The organism is Sphingobium sp. C100 (genome assembly GCF_000508185.1).
In the GTDB taxonomy this organism is placed as follows: Bacteria; Pseudomonadota; Alphaproteobacteria; order Sphingomonadales; family Sphingomonadaceae; genus Sphingobium.
In genome coordinates this window covers 76,256-92,321 of sequence record NZ_AYOY01000165.1, presented here as the reverse complement: position 1 = coordinate 92,321, position 16,066 = coordinate 76,256, and the positions used below count along the sequence as shown (strand labels likewise).

Genomic DNA, 16,066 nt, shown 5'->3' with positions numbered 1-16,066 from the left:
GGCTGCCGCCGTTGCCATGGGTGCGGCGGCGGGCTGTCCGGTCGTTGCCGCGGTGGTCGGCGCGGGGGGAGACCTGGTCGCGTTCGTGCGCGCCAGCGGCTCCCCTTCGCCGTCTGCAAAGATCGCGCAGGACAAGGCTTACAGCGCCGCCAGCTTCCGCGTCCCGACGCCGGATCTCTATGCGATGGTTTCGGGCAATCCGGCCTTGCGCGACGGGATCGTCGCGCAGCCGGGAATAGCGATGTTCGGCGGCGGCCTACCGATCGAAATTGCCGGTGAATTCGTCGGTGCGATTGGTATTTCCGGCGGGAGCGAAGCGATGGACGTCGAGTACGCCAACGCCGGCCTCGCTGCGATCGGCGCAAGGCAATTCTGACGCCCCATGGGTTCTGGCAAAACGTAGGTAATATGCACCAATGACTTCCGTCTCCTCCTCTCCAATCACGGATACTATCCTGAACTTCATCGACGGGTCCTATCGCGAAGGCAGCGAGGGCAAGTCGTTTTCCAACGTCAATCCGGCCACCGGGGCCGAGATCGGGGTTGTGCACGAAGCAAGCCAGGCAGACGTCGCCGACGCCGTGGCTGCGGCCAAGGCCGCGCTTACCGGGCCGTGGGGCAAGATGACCACGGCCGAACGGGTCAAGCTGATCACCGCCGTGGCGACCGAGATCGAACGCCGAGCGGATGATTTCCTGGCTGCCGAAGTGGCCGACACCGGCAAGCCGCGTCATGTTGCGTCGCATATCGATATTCCGCGCGGAGCCGCTAACTTCCGCATGTTCGCCGATGTCGTCTCGACGATGCCGGGCGAAAGCTTCAACACGCCAACCCCCGATGGCGGCCAGGCGTTCAACTATACCGTGCGCAAGCCCAAGGGTGTGGTCGCCGTCGTCTGCCCGTGGAACTTCCCGCTGCTGCTGATGACCTGGAAGGTTGGCCCGGCGCTTGCCTGCGGCAATACCGTGGTGGTCAAGCCGTCCGAGGAAACGCCTCGTACCGCTGCCCTACTGGGCGAAGTGATGAACGCGGTGGGCATGCCCAAGGGTGTCTACAACGTCGTCCATGGATTCGGTCCGGGTTCGGCCGGCGAATTCCTCACGTCCAACCCCGATGTCGATGCCATCACCTTCACCGGCGAAACCGGCACCGGACAGGCCATCATGCAGAAGGCCGCGACCGGCGTTCGCGACATCTCGTTCGAACTCGGTGGCAAGAACCCGGCGATCGTGTTCGCCGATGCCGACCTCGACAAAGCGGTCGAGGGTCTGTCGCGCTCGGTCTTCCTGAACACCGGGCAGGTCTGCCTCGGAACCGAGCGGGTCTATGTCGAACGGCCGATCTTCGATGCCTTCGTGGCGCGGATGGCGGCGGCGGCGCAGGACTTCAAGCCGGGCGTGACCGGTGATCGCGCCTATCTCGGCCCTCTGATCAGCGCCGAGCACCGCGAGAAAGTGCTGGGCTACTATCGCCGTGCGGTCGAGGACGGGGCCACCGTGGTCACCGGCGGCGGCGTTCCTGAAATCTCGGGCGCGGAAGCCGGCGGCTTCTTCGTGGAACCGACGTTGTGGATCGACGTCGCCCACGGCGACACCGTGATGCGCGAGGAAATCTTCGGGCCGTGCTGCGGCATCTTACCGTTCGACAGCGAGGACGAGGTGATCGCGCTGGCAAACGATACGGTATACGGCCTGTGCGCCTCAGTCTGGACCGAAAACCTGTCCCGCGGACACCGCGTGGCGGCGGCGATGGAGGTGGGGGTGTGCTGGGTCAATTCCTGGTTCCTGCGCGATCTGCGCACGGCTTTCGGCGGGTCCGGCCATTCCGGCATAGGCCGGGAAGGCGGGGTGCACAGCCTCGAATTCTACACCGAGATCACCAACATCTGCGTAAAGCTTTAAGACGATGACTATCGACCCTAAAACCATCGAACAAGCGGCTCTGGCGCTGCGCGGCGCCGCCGAAAGCGGCACACCGGTCAGTCCGATCCGAGACCTGATTGCCGCCGGTGGCGTTGAGGCCGCCTATGCTGTGCAGGAATCCAACACCCGGCACTACCTGGCTAGCGGGCGGCGGCTCGTAGGGCGCAAGATCGGCCTGACGTCGCTTGCAGTCCAGCGCCAGTTGGGGGTGGACCAGCCCGATTACGGGATGCTGTTCGCAGACATGGACGTGCCGGAAGGTATCCCGGTGTCGCTTGATCAGGTCATCCAGCCCAAGGTCGAGGCCGAGATTGCGATCGTCGTTGGGCGGGATTTGCCCCACCCCGACATGACCACCGCCGAGATGATCCGCGCGGTCGAATATGTCGTTCCGGCAATCGAGATCGTCGACAGCCGCGTCGCCAACTGGGACATCAAGATCTGGGACACGATCGCCGACAACGCGTCGAGCGGACTGTTCGTGCTCGGCGCGGTGCCGCGCAAGCTAGATAGGCTGGATTTGCGCACGTGCGGCATGGTTATGGAGGTAAAAGGCGAACCGATTTCGGTCGGCGCCGGGATCGCCTGTCTTGGTAGCCCAATCACCTCTTCCCTGTGGCTGGCGCGGGTCATGGCGAATGCCGGGCGGCCCCTGCTGGAAGGCGACGTGATCCTTTCGGGCGCGCTCGGCCCGATGGCCGGGGTTTCTCGCGGAGATGTCGTTGAAGCGCGGATCAATGGGCTTGGCACTGTCCGAGCTACGTTTGCTGCTGACTGAATTGGAAGTGGAGGTTGGTCAAATGGCCAGGATGAAGTGCGCAATTATCGGTTCCGGCAATATCGGCACTGATCTGATGATCAAACTGCTCAAGGGCTCGGACACTCTGGAGCTGGCAGCGGTAGTCGGGATCGATCCGGCCTCGGAAGGCCTGGCGATGGCCCGCGAAAGGGGCGTGGCCACCACTCACGAGGGGATCGAGGGCCTGTGTCGGATGCCGCAATATGCCGATATCGGCATCGCCTTCGATGCGACTTCGGCCTATGCGCACAAGGCGCATGACGAGATACTCGCCCGCGACGGCAAGCTGATGGTCGACCTGACACCGGCAGCGATCGGTCCGGCGACCATCCCGCCTGTCAACCCCGCGGTCGATGCGACCGTTCGCAACATCAACATGGTGACCTGCGGCGGCCAGGCTACGATTCCGATCGTCGCGGCGGTCTCGCAGGTGGCCAAGGTGCACTATGCGGAAATCGTCGCGTCGGTTTCGTCGCGCTCCGCCGGTCCCGGCACCCGTGCCAACATTGATGAGTTCACCCGCACCACCGCGCGGGCGATTGAGACTGTCGGCGGTGCGGCCAAGGGCCGGGCTGTGATCATTCTCAATCCCGCCGAACCGCCGATGATCATGCGCGATACGATCTTCACGCTGTCGGAAATGGTCGATGAGGAAAAGGTGCGCGATTCGGTCCTGGCGATGATTGCCAGGGTGCAGTCATACGTGCCGGGCTACCGGCTCAAGCAGGACGTGCAGTTCGAACGCTTCGGTTCGAACCGGCCGCTCAAGATCCCCGGCTACGGTGAATTCGAAGGCCTCAAGACCAGCGTGTTCCTCGAGGTCGAGGGCGCGGGCGATTATCTGCCCAACTATTCCGGTAATCTCGACATCATGACCGCTGCCGCCAAGGCGGCAGGCGAGAGCTTGGCCAAGACTCATATGGAAAAGATCGCAGCATGACCTTTGATCCAACATCTGATCGGCTCTACATCCAGGACGTGACCTTGCGCGACGGGATGCACGCCATCCTGCATATGTATGGCACCGACAGCGTGCGCACGATCGCCAAGGCGCTTGACGAGGCAGGGGTGGATGCGATCGAGGTCTCGCACGGCGATGGCCTGAACGGTTCGACCTTCAACTATGGGTTTGGCGCCCATACCGACTGGGACTGGATCGAGGCTGCCGCTGATGTCATCCAGAACGCGGTGCTGACAACGCTTCTGGTGCCCGGCATCGGCACCGCCGAAGAACTCAAGCGCGCCTATGCCATGGGGGTGCGCTCCGTGCGCGTCGCGACCCACTGCACCGAGGCCGACGTCGGCAAGCAGCACATCGGCATCGCGCGCGATCTGGGCATGGACGTATCGGGCTTTCTGATGATGAGCCACATGATCGAGTCCGAAGCGCTCGCGCAGCAGGCGCTGCTGATGGAAAGCTATGGCGCGCATTGCGTCTATGTCACCGACAGCGGCGGGGCGCTCGACATGGATGGCGTGATCGCACGTCTCCAAGCCTATGACCGGGTGCTCAAGCCTGAAACCCAACGCGGCATCCATGCGCACCACAATCTGTCCTTGGGCGTGGCCAATTCGATCGTCGCCGCGCAGACGGGCGCGGTGCGGATCGACGCGAGCCTTGCCGGGATGGGTGCGGGAGCCGGTAACGCACCGCTCGAGGTGTTCATCGCCGCCGCCAACCGCAAGGGCTGGAAGCACGGCTGCGACGTGATGGCGCTGATGGACGCGGCGGACGACATCATACGCCCGCTTCAGGACCGTCCGGTGAGGGTCGATCGCGAGACGCTCAGCCTGGGCTATGCAGGCGTCTATTCAAGCTTCCTGCGCCATGCGGAAAAGGCAGCGGAACAGTACGGAATCGATACCCGCGAGATCCTCGTCGAATTGGGCAACCGCCGGATGGTCGGAGGCCAGGAAGACATGATCATCGACGTTGCGCTTGATCTGATCAAAGCTAAGGCCAACTGAGATGGACAGGCTGGCGAAATACGCGGAAATGCTCGACTCTGCACAGCGTGAAGCAACAGCTACCCCGCAAATCACCCCTGTGGACACCGCTTTCACGGTGGAAGAGGCCTATCAGGTGCAGAAGCTCTCGGTCGATCGGCGCCTGTCGCGTGGCGAACGGCGCATCGGCGTCAAGATGGGGCTGACCAGCCGGGCCAAGATGTTGCAGGTCGGCGTCGACGAAGTGGCCTGGGGCAGGCTGACCGATGCGATGCTGGTCGAGGAAGGATCCGCCCTTTCGCGCGCGCGCTACGTCCACCCCCGGGTCGAACCGGAAGTCGCCTTTCTGATGAAGGCCCCGCTGGTCGGTAAGGTGACTGCCGCCGCTGCGCTGGCAGCAGTCGAAGCGATCGCCCCGGCGATGGAGATCATCGACAGCCGTTACGAGAACTTCAAGTTCGCGCTCGAGGACGTGATCGCCGACAACACTTCCTCGTCGGGGCTGGTGATCGGATCCTGGCACGATCCCCGGATCGATTTTTCGAATCTGGGCGTGATCCTCGAAATCGATGGCGAAGTGGTACAGGTCGGGTCGACCGCGGCGATCCTTGGCCACCCCATCCGTTCGCTGGTTGCTGCGGCCCGGCTGGTTGCCGAAGCGGGCGAACAGATCAACGCCGGTGACATCGTCATGGCTGGCGGCATCACCGCCGCGCCCAACCTGGCTCCCGGCCAGACCGTGCGGACGACCGTGCAGAACCTTGGCGCGGTCATGTTCCAGGTGGAGGCCTGATATGCCGATCATCGAGGTCAACCTGCTCGAAGGGCGCCCGCCGGAAGCCAAAGAGCGGCTGATCCGGGCGCTGACCGATGCTGCCATCGGTGCGATCGGGGCGCCGCGTGAGTCAGTTCGCGTCATCCTTCGCGAGATGGACCCAGCGCATTTCGCGGTGGGGGGGGTAAGCTTTGCGGCGAAGGCCGCTGCCGCGCAGCCCCGAGTCGAAGAAGATTGGTCGAATGAGGCTTGAGCCCTACCAGATCCGGATCCTCGGAGGGGGGCAGTTCGCTTGCCCCGAGGGTGAACGCGTACTGATCGCGATGGAGCAGTTTGGTTCCAGCGATATAGGAGTGGGCTGCCGTGGCGGTGGTTGCGGGTTTTGCCTGGTTCGAGTTGTTGAAGGCGAATACCGGACCGGCAAGATGAGCACGGCCAAGGTTTCTGTCGCCGACCAGGCAAAGGGATACGCCCTGGCCTGTCGGATCTATCCGATGGATGACCTAGTCATCGAAGTTCTATGAAAACCAAGGGAGAGTTGTCATGGCTACGCAGTTGAAAAGTACAGAAAACGACTACGGCATTAAGTCCGAGTACGGCCATTATATCGGCGGCGAGTGGATTGCCGGGGACAGCGGCAAGACCATCGATCTACTCAATCCCTCGACCGGCAAGGTGCTGACCAAGATCCAGGCCGGCAATGCCAAGGACATTGAGCGTGCGATTGCCGCTGCCAAGGCTGCTTTTCCCAAGTGGTCGCAAAGCCTGCCCGGCGAGCGCCAGGAGATCCTGATCGAAATTGCGCGCCGGCTGAAGGCACGCCAGTCGCACTACGCGACGCTCGAAACGTTGAACAACGGCAAGCCGATGCGCGAATCGATGTTCTTCGACATGACCCAGACTATCGGTCAGTTCGAGCTGTTCGCTGGCGCGGCCTATGGCCTGCATGGCCAGACGCTCGATTATCCCGATGCGATCGGCATCGTTCACCGCGAACCGCTCGGTGTCTGCGCGCAGATCATCCCGTGGAACGTACCGATGTTGATGATGGCGTGCAAAATCGCACCAGCGCTGGCATCGGGCAACACTGTCGTTCTGAAGCCGGCCGAGACGGTCTGTCTTTCGGTGATCGAATTCTTCGTGGAAATGGCCGATCTGCTGCCGCCGGGTGTGATCAACGTCGTCACCGGCTATGGTGCGGATGTGGGCGAGGCGCTGGTCACCAGCCCCGATGTCGCCAAGGTAGCATTCACCGGTTCGATCGCCACTGCCCGCCGTATTATCCAGTATGCCTCCGCAAACATCATCCCGCAGACGCTCGAGCTGGGCGGCAAGTCGGCGCACATCGTGTGCGGCGATGCCGATATCGACGCGGCGGTGGAAAGCGCTACGATGTCGACTGTGCTCAACAAGGGTGAGGTCTGCCTGGCCGGTTCGCGCCTGTTCCTGCACCAGTCGATCCAGGACGAGTTCCTGGCCAAGTTCAAAACCGCGCTTGAAGGCATCCGCCAGGGCGATCCCCTCGATATGGCAACCCAGCTTGGCGCCCAGGCGTCGAAGATGCAGTTCGACAAGGTAGAAAGCTACCTGCAGCTCGCAACCGAGGAAGGGGCCGAAGTTTTGACCGGCGGCACCCGCGCCGATGCTGCAAATCTGGCGGGTGGCAACTTCATCAAGCCGACGGTGTTCACCAATGTGAAGAACACAATGCGCATCGCGCAGGAGGAGATCTTCGGGCCGGTGACCACTGTAATCAGCTGGAACGACGAAGCCGACATGATGCAGCAGGCCAATGCCACCACCTACGGCCTGGCCGGCGGCGTGTGGACCAAGGATCTTGCCCGCGCCCACCGGATCGCGCGTCAGCTTGAAACCGGCACGGTCTGGATCAACCGCTACTACAACCTTAAGGCCAACATGCCGCTGGGCGGTTACAAGCAGAGCGGCTTCGGGCGTGAATTCAGCCATGAAGTGCTGAACCACTACACCCAGACAAAGTCGGTCGTGGTCAACCTTCAGGAAGGCCGCGTCGGGATGTTCGATCAGTGATCGAGAACCCGCGATCTTCGGGAGGAACGATGTGACTGCAAGGCTCGAAGGACAAGTGGCGCTGCTAACCGGCGGCGCCACAGGGATCGGTGAGGCGGTCGTCGCGCGCTTTATCGAAGAAGGTGCCAAGGTTGGCGTCCTGGTCAGGGATGCCGCTCAGGCCGACTTGGTGCGTACGCGGCATGGCAACGCAGTAGTCGTGATTGAGGGCGATGTCCGCAATTATGTCGACAACGAAAAGGCAGTCGTCGCAACCGTGGCTGCATTCGGCAAGCTTGACGTGTTCGTCGGCAATGTCGGGATCTGGGATTTCATGACCCCGCTTGCGGACATGGAACCCGAAAAGCTCTCGGAAACGCTGGACGAGATCTTCGGCGTCAACGTAAAGGGCTACTTCCTTGGCGCCCGTGCCGCAATTCCGGAGTTGCGTAAGACCAAGGGCAGCATCATCTTTACTGCCTCGACTTCAAGCTTCTACACCGGCGGTGGCGGTACGCCCTATGTGGCGTCGAAGCACGCCGTGCTGGGCCTGATCCGCCAGCTCGCCTGGGAACTAACCCCCGACGTCAGGGTCAACGGCGTGGCGCCAGGCGGCACCCGAACGCCGCTGGGCGGTACCCATGCGGGCGGAACAGCCGATGTTCACATGGAAGATATGGAAGGGCTCGACGCGATGATTGCCGGGATGACGCCGCTCGCGCGGATCGCCGAACCGGATGATCACTCCGGCCTCTATGCCTTGCTCGCCTCGCGTCGGGACTCGGCCTACATGACAGGAACGGTTTTGCTCAGCGACGGTGGAATCGGCATCGGCAAACGCCCCGGAAGCTGAAGCGGCTTAGATCTCTCCACCCTTGGCGGGTGCTCGATTCGTCGAGCGCCCGTCTTTTTTTACGTGCGATTGCTGCGATCAAGAAAGCGGTCGGCCGAAATGACCGAACGTGAGAGGCCGGCGGCAAGCAATTGCGCTTCGGCAAAGTCGATCATCGCCGGTGGGCCACACAGATAGGCTTCGTGCGCCGCCAGGTCTGCAACGCCCGCAATCTGCTCGGTGATCAGCCCACGCGCTCCTGCCCAGTCGCTGTCTGGCTCTTCATCCGACAAGGCCGGGACGAATTCGAAAGGGGCCATCCAGCGTTGACGAAGGGCCGCAATTTTGTCGAGGGCATAGAGATTGGACTTACGGCGCGCACCGTACAGCAGGTGCACCGCCCGGTCTGCGCCCCGGTCGAGCGCCTGCTCCAGAATCGAGATGATCGGCGCTAGACCACTACCCCCGGCGATGCAAAGAATGGGGGCAGTGCTGTCCTTGAGGGCGAATTGCCCATAGGGGGCGGTAACCTTCAGCTCCATTCCGGTGCGATCGGTGCAGAACAGCCAGTCGGTAAATGCGCCGCCCGGAACGTGCCGGATGTGAAAATGCAGTTGCTGGGTGGGTTCACCAACCGTCGCGAAGGCGAATGAATAACTGCGTGCACCTTCGATGCCGGGAGCGGTCAGATCAGCGTATTGTCCGGGAGTGAAGGCCAGTGGCCGATCCAGTTCGATGGTCAGCCCGATTATATCCTCGCATAGCCGTTGTGCGGCGACGATGGTGCCGCGATATGTAGCAATGGCGATCCCTTGCGAGAGTGGCGCATCAACCGCGATTGTCAGATCCGAGCGCGGAATGGCCTGGCAGGCGAGGCGAAAGCCGCTGCGCAGTTCGTCGCCCTCAAGTGCAAGGGCCGACGGGCTCAATTCGCCGATCTTGCCAGACACGAGCTTGAACTTGCAGGTACCGCACGAGCCAACCTTGCAATCGTGCGGCATGGCCAGACCCGCGTCCAGCATCGCTTCAAGAAGTGTCTTGCCCGCCGGTATGTCAAGCGTGGTCGGCGATCCTTCCACGGTTACGGTGTTCATCTTGGATTTGCGCAGGAAAGAAAACATTGTCGGGTTTTTCCGAAATGGGCGGGCGGAATCTGCAGTTGCAGATTGTCGCCCGAATGAGGGTGGACGATTGGCCTGGCGTTCAAGTGCTGGCCAGCCAGCGCGGCCAGCCAGCCTGTGCGTTGGCCTGATCCGCCAGCTTGCGTTCGCCGGGGGTGGCGAAACGTTCGTCCCAGTCCTTGAGGCGCGGTTGCGCGATGAAGCGGAACCAGACCGGCGGGATCAGTCCGGCGGCGAAGCACAGGAACAGTGAGGGCATCTGCGGCGCTTGCGGTTCGGGCTTCAGCGCATAGAAGGGGATATGCCCGTCAAGGTGATGGTTGATGTGGTTGGTGATTTCCGCACCGATCGGCCGGACGATCGCGCCAAGGTGGTTCCAGGCGTGATGGAGCTCGATCGGCGCCCCTTCGACCCGGATCAGGCCATAGTGCTGGAAGTAGTTGAACCCCTCCACGAACATCTTGGCCATTACCATCGCGCCGACAGCGGTCAGCGCCGCGCCAAGGCCTGCCGTCAAGCCCACAAAGACGATGATACTGCCCGATAAGAGCGGCAGTAGCCACACCGGATTGCGCCATCCCAGCGAAGCATGGCCAAGCTTGCGGAGGATTTCGGCCGACTTTTCCCAAGTATCCTTGTAGGAACCCCAACTCGCCTGGAACACGAAGCTGTAGATGGTCTGCCCGCGCCGAGGGGTATCGCTATCCTTGGCCGTGTCGAGATGGACGTGGTGGGTGACGATATGGGCAATATCGCGATTGGGGTCGCCGTAGAACGCGCTCAGACACTTGGCGACATAGCGAGGAAACCAGTGGCGGCGGTGCATCAGCTCATGCGCCACCGGCAGGGTCGGCACCGCCGAGAGCCAACCCAGGCTGAGCAGCGATCCGGCCAGTTGCCAGCTTGAATTGTCGGCGCCGGTGATCGGGTTGATCGCGGTCGCAACCGATCGGGCAAAGGCCCAGACCAGCAGGATCATGCACGGGAGCTGGAGGTACATGGCGAAATCGCCAAGCAGTGCCGTGCCCTGCGCGCGCATCTTGTGGTCCGCCGGCAGCAGGATATCCAGCGTCATCAACACCGGAAAGGTCGCCGCGCCCAGCCAGACGTAGCTGCCGCCGAGCATGAATCCGATAACGCCCGCCAAGGTCATGACCGGAATGAGAAAATAGCGCAGTCCGTCCATCGGATTTCTCCTTAGTTATTCTGTTCTGGCCTTGCCCGTCGAGGCAAGGGTGAGGGCGGTGGCGGTCCGCCGCCCTCGGGCCTTCATCAGTACTTGTAGGCGAGCTTGAGGAACCATTCGCGCGGACGCGAGAAGCTGGCCGTTGCGGCGCCGCCGACGTTGAGATCGACATAGCCGCCCTGCAGATAGCGCTTGTCGGTCAGGTTCGTGACGCCCGCAGTCAGGGTGAAGTGCTCACTCCTGTCGGTGAACGAGGCACTGGTGCCGAACACGCTGTACGCGGGCTGGAACAGTTGCGGGCTGTTGACTGCATCCTTGAAGGTGCCGCTCTGGTAGGACCAATCGCCGCGCAGGGTCAGCTTGCCCATGCTGCCTTCATAGACGTCGGCGTTGATCGCGGCCGAAGCTGTCCACTTGGGAACGAAGGCGAACTTCGAATCCAGCGTGACTGGCGCCGCGCTCGGATCGATCTTGGTGTAGTAGGCATCGAGATAACCCACGCCGAAGTTCACGCGAACCTGTTCGATCGGGGCAGCTTCGCCTTCGATCTCGAAGCCCTTGATCCGGCCGGCACCGGCGTTGCGAACCTTCGGAGCGATCCCTTCGTTCACAGTGATCTGCATGTCGCTGTAATCGGAAAGGAACGCCGCGATGTTCAGGCGCAGGCGCCGGTTGAACAGTTCGTTCTTCAGGCCGATTTCGTAGGATTCGACGAATTCCGGCGTGAACGAGGGGGTCGCGATTTCAGCTGGGAAGATGCGCTGGCTGAACCCGCCGTTCTTGAAGCCTTTCGAATAGGACGCATAGATCAGCGAATTGTCGGTTATCTTGTAGTCCGCCGAGATCGCCGGGGTCCACTCCTTGGCCTTGGCCGAAACCTCGATGGCCGGCATCGTGTGGTTGCCGCCCGGGTTGGTCGCCGAAGGCGTGCAGTTCGGTAGCGGGAAACCGGCCAGCGGGCCTGACGGGAACAGGTTGGCCGCCGGGTTTGCCTGTCCGACGAGGCACTGGCTGAACGCGACGAATGCGCCCTGCGGATAGACCGATGCCAGCACTGGATCGAGTTGCGAGCGGTCGTTGAAGATCGTCTGCACAGACGGGTCGAACCGCTTGGTCTCGTTAGTGTAGCGGATGCCCGGCGTGATCGAGAACCGGTCGGTCACCTTGAAGGTGGCCTGCAGGTATGAGGCATAGCTGTCGTTGTCGATGTCGCCGCCAGTAAAGAACTGGGCAAACCCGAATTCCATCGGGGTGTAGTCAGTGCCCTTTTCCTTGAGATAATAGCCGCCCAGAACGAACTTCACCTGGCCATCCATCAGGCTTCCGGTAAACTGCAGTTCCTGCGAGGCCTGCCACACATCGATATCGCTTGCGATCCGCAGGATCGTATGCGGAGTGCCGTCGAAATCGTATTCCATGTGCGAACTCTGGTCGCGGTAGGGTCAGGACTCGTTGATCACAGCCAGAAGATGACGGTTGCGGCAAGCGCGATGGCGGAGAAGAACACGGAGGGACAGCGGTCGTAGCGCGTGGCAACGCGGCGCCAGTCCTTGAGGCGGCCGAACATGATCTCGATGCGGTTGCGACGTTTGTAGCGGCGCTTGTCGTATTTGACGGGTTGAAGCCGTGATTTTCGGCCAGGAATGCAGGGCTTGATCCCCTTCGCCTGCAAAGCTTCCCGGAACCAATCGGCGTCATAGCCGCGGTCCCCGAGCAGCCATTTCGCTTTGGGTAGATCTTCCAGCAAAGCGGCAGCACCGGTGTAGTCGCTGATCTGCCCGGCGGTCATGAAGAAGCTCAAGGGGCGGCCATTGGCGTCTGTGATGGCGTGAAGCTTGGTGTTCATGCCCCCCTTGGTGCGGCCGATCAGGCGCCCGAGATCCCCTTTTTTACCCGCAGGCTCGAAGCCGTGCGGTGCGCCTTCAAATAGGTCGCATCGATCATGACCGTCGCTGGTTCGGCGCCTTCAGCAGCCAGCCCTTCCATCATGCGAAGGAACACGCCCATGTCGCCCCATCGCTTCCACCGGTTGTATAGCGTCTTATGGGGGCCATACTCCTTGGGCGCATCCCGCCAGCGCAGCCCGTTGCGGTTGACGAATACAATGCCGCTCAGCACCCGCCGATCGTCAACCCGCGCCTTGCCGTGGCTTTTGGGAAAATAGGGGCGCAGGCGATCCATCTGCTCGTCGGTCAGCCAGTACAAGTCGCTCATTCTCAGTCTCCTCGCGGAGCCTGAATCAGATCGCGCCTCTCACATCAATAGGTCCTGACCCTAGGCCGAAATCGACTTCAGGCTGAAATCGCCGAAATCGTAATCGAGGGTGAGGTTCGTGCCCCATAGATCGAAGTCCGACCGGTTGACGCCGCCAGCCCAGGTGGTGTCGATGTCGCCAGTGATCCAGCGGGTGCTGGCGCAGGCCGGGTTGCCGGTCGGCGCAAGGGTACCCGGAACGCCAAACCCGCCCCAAGGTGCTCCACAGCTGCCATCGGTGACGCGGATCTTGTTCCAGAAATACATCGAGCTGGGCGCAGCGATCTGGCGGTTGGGGCCGCCGGGTGTCGTCGCGCTGTTCGGGATATCGACGAAGCGCAGCGGCACGTTCTGGTCCTGCAGTTCGAGCAGCGAAATGGCCGTCTGCTCTTCGCGGCGGATGTTGATATCCCCGCTGAGGCTGACGGTCAGCTTATCGGTCGGCTCCCACTTGAACGCAATGCGTCCGCCGAAGCTGTCCTTGTTGCCCTGGCGGCCGCCGTCGAACAAACGCTTCTGGTAGCCGTCGCGGGTTTCATAGGAAGCAACCGCGCGCATTGCGAGATTGTCGCTCAGCGGCACGTTGATCATGCCCTTGAAATCGGCGCGGTTGAACCGGCCGGTCGCCGCTTCGAGCTTCAGGTCAAATTCGTGTTGCGGCTGGACGGAATTGACGACGATCGCGCCGCCGATGGTGTTCTTGCCGAACAACGTGCCCTGCGGCCCGCGCAGGATCTGCACATCAGCGATGTCGGTCATGTCGAGCAGCGCACCGACCGAGCGGGCGACATAGACGCCATCGACATAGATGCCCACGCCGGTATCCACGGTAATGTTGAAGTCGTTCTGACCGACGCCGCGGATGAACGCGGTGATCGTGGCGCTGGAACCGGAGATGTTGGCAACCGGCGACATGTTCACGTTGGGCGCGAACTTGGCCACCTGGGCGACGTTGTTGACTTCGCGCGCTTCGAGCATCTCGGCATTCATAGCGGTGATCGCGACCGGCGTTTCCTGCAGGTTCTCAGACCGCTTGCGCGCAGTCACGATGATTTCACCTAGACCGCCGGCCCGTTGCTCCTCGGCCTGAGGCTCGCTTGCTGCTGCATCCTGCGCATGCGCCGTCATCGGCACAAGCCCGGTAGATACTACGATCGCCGAGGCGCTGGCGCGCAGGACGGCTTTCCTGAAATACATCAATCGGTTTGTCATTTGGCATTCTCCCTCGTGTTTTATCATTACTATTTATAAAGGTGGATAGACTAAACGTAGATGTTGAGGTTCTTGCTCAACATTACATTGTGCTTGAGGATCGCTCGGCGTTTGACCAGTTGAAAGCTGTTGCCGACCTGACGCCAGATATCGATACGGTTGCCGATTAGCGAATCCTCGTCGCGTTCGTTGCGATTGCGATAAGCATAGAAGTTCGAATAGACTCGGAACTCGTCGGCCTTTTCGGTAAGCTCCACCTCGACGTTGGTGATGATATGGGTGTAGCGCGTCGCCGGATCCTCCGACCAGGCCGTTCCGGTCTCGAGCCGAGAAAGCCGCTTGAGGATTTCGGGCTTGCTGTCGTTGTAATAGGCCATCCGGGTCAGGTCGGTCACCTGCTCGGTCTTGTCGCGGCGATAGCGGGTTTCGATCCCCGGCATGTGGTAATGCAGGTCTTCCGCCAGCATGCTGGCCCAGGCCTTGTAGTGTTCATCGTCGAGCAGCCGTGCTTCGCGATACAGCGTCTGGGTCAGCGCGTGGGTCAGTTCGAGCGATGCGGTAGTCCCTTCACATGTGCGCTCGAGGGTTGCGGTGTCGGTCATAGCTGTAGTTCCTCTCAGAGCGCGAACAGGCCAGGAAGATCGCGGGTTTCGCCCACATTGCCCAGCTGCGGTTCGGGCCGTGCCGGCATCTTGCCGAATTCGTCATGGGTCATCATGTCGAGCCAGCGCTGATAGAAGCCGCGCTGGTTGGCGTCGTTGTACTGGCCGCGATAGACGATGCCCGGCAGGGTATCGTGTTCGATCTGGCGGCCGATCCCGCAGCGATAGTGCAGGCGCTCGTGCCGGGTGACGACGCCGCGGTTGACGGTGGTGCAGTTTTCCCAGTTTTCGCCGTCATCCATCTCGAAGGTGCCACCGGGGCCAAAGGTCTGCATCACGCCTTTGGTCACTTCCTCCTTGATGTCGTCGGGCATGTTCTTGTTGACGATCACCCAGGTCTTCAATTCGAACTGCATTGGCCCCTTGGGTTGCCACTGGCGGAAGGTGGAAATGCCCGGCAGGAACGAGACGTTGGGGAAGATCGATGCCGAGGCGACCGAACCGAAGATCTTCGAGCGCATCTCGCCCAGGCGTTCTGCCATCTTCGGGCGGATCTTGTTGTAATAGTCCATCACCTTGGGGCGCCCGAGCAGGAAGAGGTCGCCCACGCCTTCGGTGCCGAATTCCCAGCCGTGGCCGTTCACGCTGGCGTGATAGGAATTATCCATGTCGATCGGCGGGACCGGCTGGCCGTTGTTCATCGACCGAGTGCCCGAATCATGCGTCCAGCCGGCGTGATAAGCGTCGCCGATGAAGTTCTCGACCCCGAACTTCCAGTTCGCGCTGATCACCGACTTGATGCAGCCGCCAATGAATTCGGTGCCGCCTTCCTCGTTGTCGAGGATCATGTCGAGATACCACCGGAAATCGCCTAGCCAGGCTTCCAGGCTCGGCGCATCGCTGTTGAAGGTGGCGAACACCAAGCCCTTGTAGTTGCCGACCTTGGCGACGTTCTTGAGGCCATGGTTCTTGAAGTCGATATCGCCCGCGTCGTAGCAATATTCCTCGTGCATGCCCTTGAGGTCGCCGGCGGTGTCAAACGCCCAGCCGTGGTAATTGCAGACGAACCGACGGGTGTTCCCGGCATCGGCGAAGCACACCTTATTGCCGCGGTGCGGGCAGGAATTGAGCATGACCCGGATCGAACCGTCGGGCTGGCGCGCGACGATCACCGCGTCTTCACCCATGTGGGTCGTCAGGAAGTCCCCGCTGTTTGGGATCTGGCTTTCGTGGGCAACGAACAGCCACGACCGCGCGAAGATGCGGTACAGCTCCTCCTCGTAGATGTCCGCATCCGAAAAGATCCGGCGGTCAAGCCAGCCTTCCTTGAGGTCCATGTAGCGTGAATAATCCGGTTCGCGACCGATCCGTTCGAAGCGCATGATTGTT

At 61.7% G+C, this 16,066-nt stretch carries 17 protein-coding genes; 10 read left to right on the top strand and 7 right to left on the bottom strand.

The window, feature by feature from the left end:
• The 10 genes from C100_RS40620 to hcaB all read left to right on the top strand — a co-directional run.
• Nucleotides 1–376: GlcG/HbpS family heme-binding protein (locus C100_RS40620; RefSeq protein WP_024020835.1), on the top strand; the 376-nt coding region annotated here is incomplete at its 5' end.
• A 40-nt stretch (nt 377–416) separates the two neighbouring features.
• Nucleotides 417–1,901: a 2-hydroxymuconic semialdehyde dehydrogenase gene (locus tag C100_RS40615; protein ID WP_008828138.1), complete on the top strand. Its 1,485-nt coding sequence runs from the start codon at nt 417–419 to the stop codon at nt 1,899–1,901.
• Nucleotides 1,902–1,905: 4 nt separating this feature from the next.
• Nucleotides 1,906–2,700 carry a 2-keto-4-pentenoate hydratase gene (locus C100_RS40610; RefSeq protein ID WP_008828139.1) on the top strand — a complete coding sequence of 265 codons (795 nt, stop codon included), beginning with the start codon at nt 1,906–1,908 and terminating at the stop codon, nt 2,698–2,700.
• 22 nt (nt 2,701–2,722) lie between these two features.
• A complete protein-coding gene (locus C100_RS40605; protein WP_008828140.1) occupies nt 2,723–3,661 on the top strand; it encodes an acetaldehyde dehydrogenase (acetylating) in 939 nt (312 codons plus the stop codon).
• Complete coding sequence (dmpG, locus tag C100_RS40600) at nt 3,658–4,689, top strand: 4-hydroxy-2-oxovalerate aldolase (RefSeq protein ID WP_008828141.1); 1,032 nt, start codon at nt 3,658–3,660, stop codon at nt 4,687–4,689. The genes C100_RS40605 and dmpG overlap by 4 nt, the downstream gene beginning before the upstream one ends.
• Nucleotide 4,690: 1 nt before the next feature.
• Nucleotides 4,691–5,461, top strand: a complete 771-nt coding sequence (locus C100_RS40595; protein ID WP_024020833.1) for a 2-keto-4-pentenoate hydratase — start codon at nt 4,691–4,693, stop codon at nt 5,459–5,461.
• Nucleotide 5,462: 1 nt separating this feature from the next.
• Nucleotides 5,463–5,696 (top strand): 2-hydroxymuconate tautomerase, encoded by a 234-nt coding sequence (locus C100_RS40590; RefSeq protein ID WP_008828143.1) that lies wholly within the window; start codon nt 5,463–5,465, stop codon nt 5,694–5,696.
• On the top strand, nt 5,686–5,967 hold the full coding sequence (locus C100_RS40585; RefSeq protein ID WP_008828144.1) for a 2Fe-2S iron-sulfur cluster binding domain-containing protein: 282 nt from the start codon (nt 5,686–5,688) through the stop codon (nt 5,965–5,967). The genes C100_RS40590 and C100_RS40585 overlap by 11 nt, the downstream gene beginning before the upstream one ends.
• A 19-nt stretch (nt 5,968–5,986) precedes the next feature.
• Nucleotides 5,987–7,492: an aldehyde dehydrogenase family protein gene (locus C100_RS40580; protein WP_008828145.1), complete on the top strand. Its 1,506-nt coding sequence runs from the start codon at nt 5,987–5,989 to the stop codon at nt 7,490–7,492.
• Nucleotides 7,493–7,523: 31 nt separating this feature from the next.
• Entirely contained in the window at nt 7,524–8,324 is an 801-nt protein-coding gene (gene hcaB, locus C100_RS40575; protein ID WP_031309914.1) for a 3-(cis-5,6-dihydroxycyclohexa-1,3-dien-1-yl)propanoate dehydrogenase, read from the top strand.
• Between the two features lie 59 nt (nt 8,325–8,383).
• Here hcaB and C100_RS40570 read toward each other — a convergent pair whose 3' ends face one another.
• The 7 genes from C100_RS40570 to C100_RS40555 form a co-directional block, all read right to left on the bottom strand.
• Nucleotides 8,384–9,424: a 2Fe-2S iron-sulfur cluster-binding protein gene (locus C100_RS40570; RefSeq protein WP_008828147.1), complete on the bottom strand. Its 1,041-nt coding sequence runs from the start codon at nt 9,422–9,424 to the stop codon at nt 8,384–8,386.
• 82 nt (nt 9,425–9,506) lie between these two features.
• The gene (locus tag C100_RS40565) at nt 9,507–10,610 is read right to left on the bottom strand and encodes an alkane 1-monooxygenase (protein WP_008828148.1); all 1,104 of its coding nucleotides are present in this window, start codon (nt 10,608–10,610) and stop codon (nt 9,507–9,509) included.
• A gap of 86 nt (nt 10,611–10,696) precedes the next feature.
• Nucleotides 10,697–12,028 carry a TonB-dependent receptor gene (locus tag C100_RS0125045; RefSeq protein WP_084625447.1) on the bottom strand — a complete coding sequence of 444 codons (1,332 nt, stop codon included), beginning with the start codon at nt 12,026–12,028 and terminating at the stop codon, nt 10,697–10,699.
• A gap of 38 nt (nt 12,029–12,066) precedes the next feature.
• Nucleotides 12,067–12,824 (bottom strand): IS5 family transposase gene (locus C100_RS47975; RefSeq protein WP_152536496.1). Its coding sequence is split into 2 segments (ribosomal slippage): nt 12,067–12,491 and nt 12,491–12,824, totalling 759 coding nucleotides; the frame shifts between segments, so codons are not numbered across the junction.
• A gap of 60 nt (nt 12,825–12,884) precedes the next feature.
• Nucleotides 12,885–14,075 carry a TonB-dependent receptor gene (locus C100_RS0125030; RefSeq protein ID WP_031309909.1) on the bottom strand — a complete coding sequence of 397 codons (1,191 nt, stop codon included), beginning with the start codon at nt 14,073–14,075 and terminating at the stop codon, nt 12,885–12,887.
• Between the two features lie 50 nt (nt 14,076–14,125).
• Nucleotides 14,126–14,677 (bottom strand): 3-phenylpropionate/cinnamic acid dioxygenase subunit beta, encoded by a 552-nt coding sequence (locus C100_RS40560; protein ID WP_008828561.1) that lies wholly within the window; start codon nt 14,675–14,677, stop codon nt 14,126–14,128.
• A 14-nt stretch (nt 14,678–14,691) separates the two neighbouring features.
• Entirely contained in the window at nt 14,692–16,059 is a 1,368-nt protein-coding gene (locus C100_RS40555) for an aromatic ring-hydroxylating dioxygenase subunit alpha (RefSeq protein ID WP_024020831.1), read from the bottom strand.
• Nucleotides 16,060–16,066 lie beyond the last annotated feature (7 nt).

Excerpts from the sequence above, each read along its gene's own strand:
- C100_RS40615 (WP_008828138.1), top strand. The coding sequence starts at position 417 with ATGACTTCCGTCTCCTCCTCTCCAATCACGGATACTATCCTGAACTTC.
- C100_RS40610 (WP_008828139.1), top strand. The coding sequence starts at position 1,906 with ATGACTATCGACCCTAAAACCATCGAACAAGCGGCTCTGGCGCTGCGC.
- C100_RS40605 (WP_008828140.1), top strand. The coding sequence starts at position 2,723 with ATGGCCAGGATGAAGTGCGCAATTATCGGTTCCGGCAATATCGGCACT.
- dmpG (WP_008828141.1), top strand. The coding sequence starts at position 3,658 with ATGACCTTTGATCCAACATCTGATCGGCTCTACATCCAGGACGTGACC.
- C100_RS40595 (WP_024020833.1), top strand. The coding sequence starts at position 4,691 with ATGGACAGGCTGGCGAAATACGCGGAAATGCTCGACTCTGCACAGCGT.
- C100_RS40590 (WP_008828143.1), top strand. The coding sequence starts at position 5,463 with ATGCCGATCATCGAGGTCAACCTGCTCGAAGGGCGCCCGCCGGAAGCC.
- C100_RS40585 (WP_008828144.1), top strand. The coding sequence starts at position 5,686 with ATGAGGCTTGAGCCCTACCAGATCCGGATCCTCGGAGGGGGGCAGTTC.
- C100_RS40580 (WP_008828145.1), top strand. The coding sequence starts at position 5,987 with ATGGCTACGCAGTTGAAAAGTACAGAAAACGACTACGGCATTAAGTCC.
- C100_RS40570 (WP_008828147.1), bottom strand. The coding sequence starts at position 9,424 with ATGTTTTCTTTCCTGCGCAAATCCAAGATGAACACCGTAACCGTGGAA.
- C100_RS40565 (WP_008828148.1), bottom strand. The coding sequence starts at position 10,610 with ATGGACGGACTGCGCTATTTTCTCATTCCGGTCATGACCTTGGCGGGC.
- C100_RS0125045 (WP_084625447.1), bottom strand. The coding sequence starts at position 12,028 with ATGGAATACGATTTCGACGGCACTCCGCATACGATCCTGCGGATCGCA.
- C100_RS0125030 (WP_031309909.1), bottom strand. The coding sequence starts at position 14,075 with ATGACAAACCGATTGATGTATTTCAGGAAAGCCGTCCTGCGCGCCAGC.
- C100_RS40560 (WP_008828561.1), bottom strand. The coding sequence starts at position 14,677 with ATGACCGACACCGCAACCCTCGAGCGCACATGTGAAGGGACTACCGCA.
- C100_RS40555 (WP_024020831.1), bottom strand. The coding sequence starts at position 16,059 with ATGCGCTTCGAACGGATCGGTCGCGAACCGGATTATTCACGCTACATG.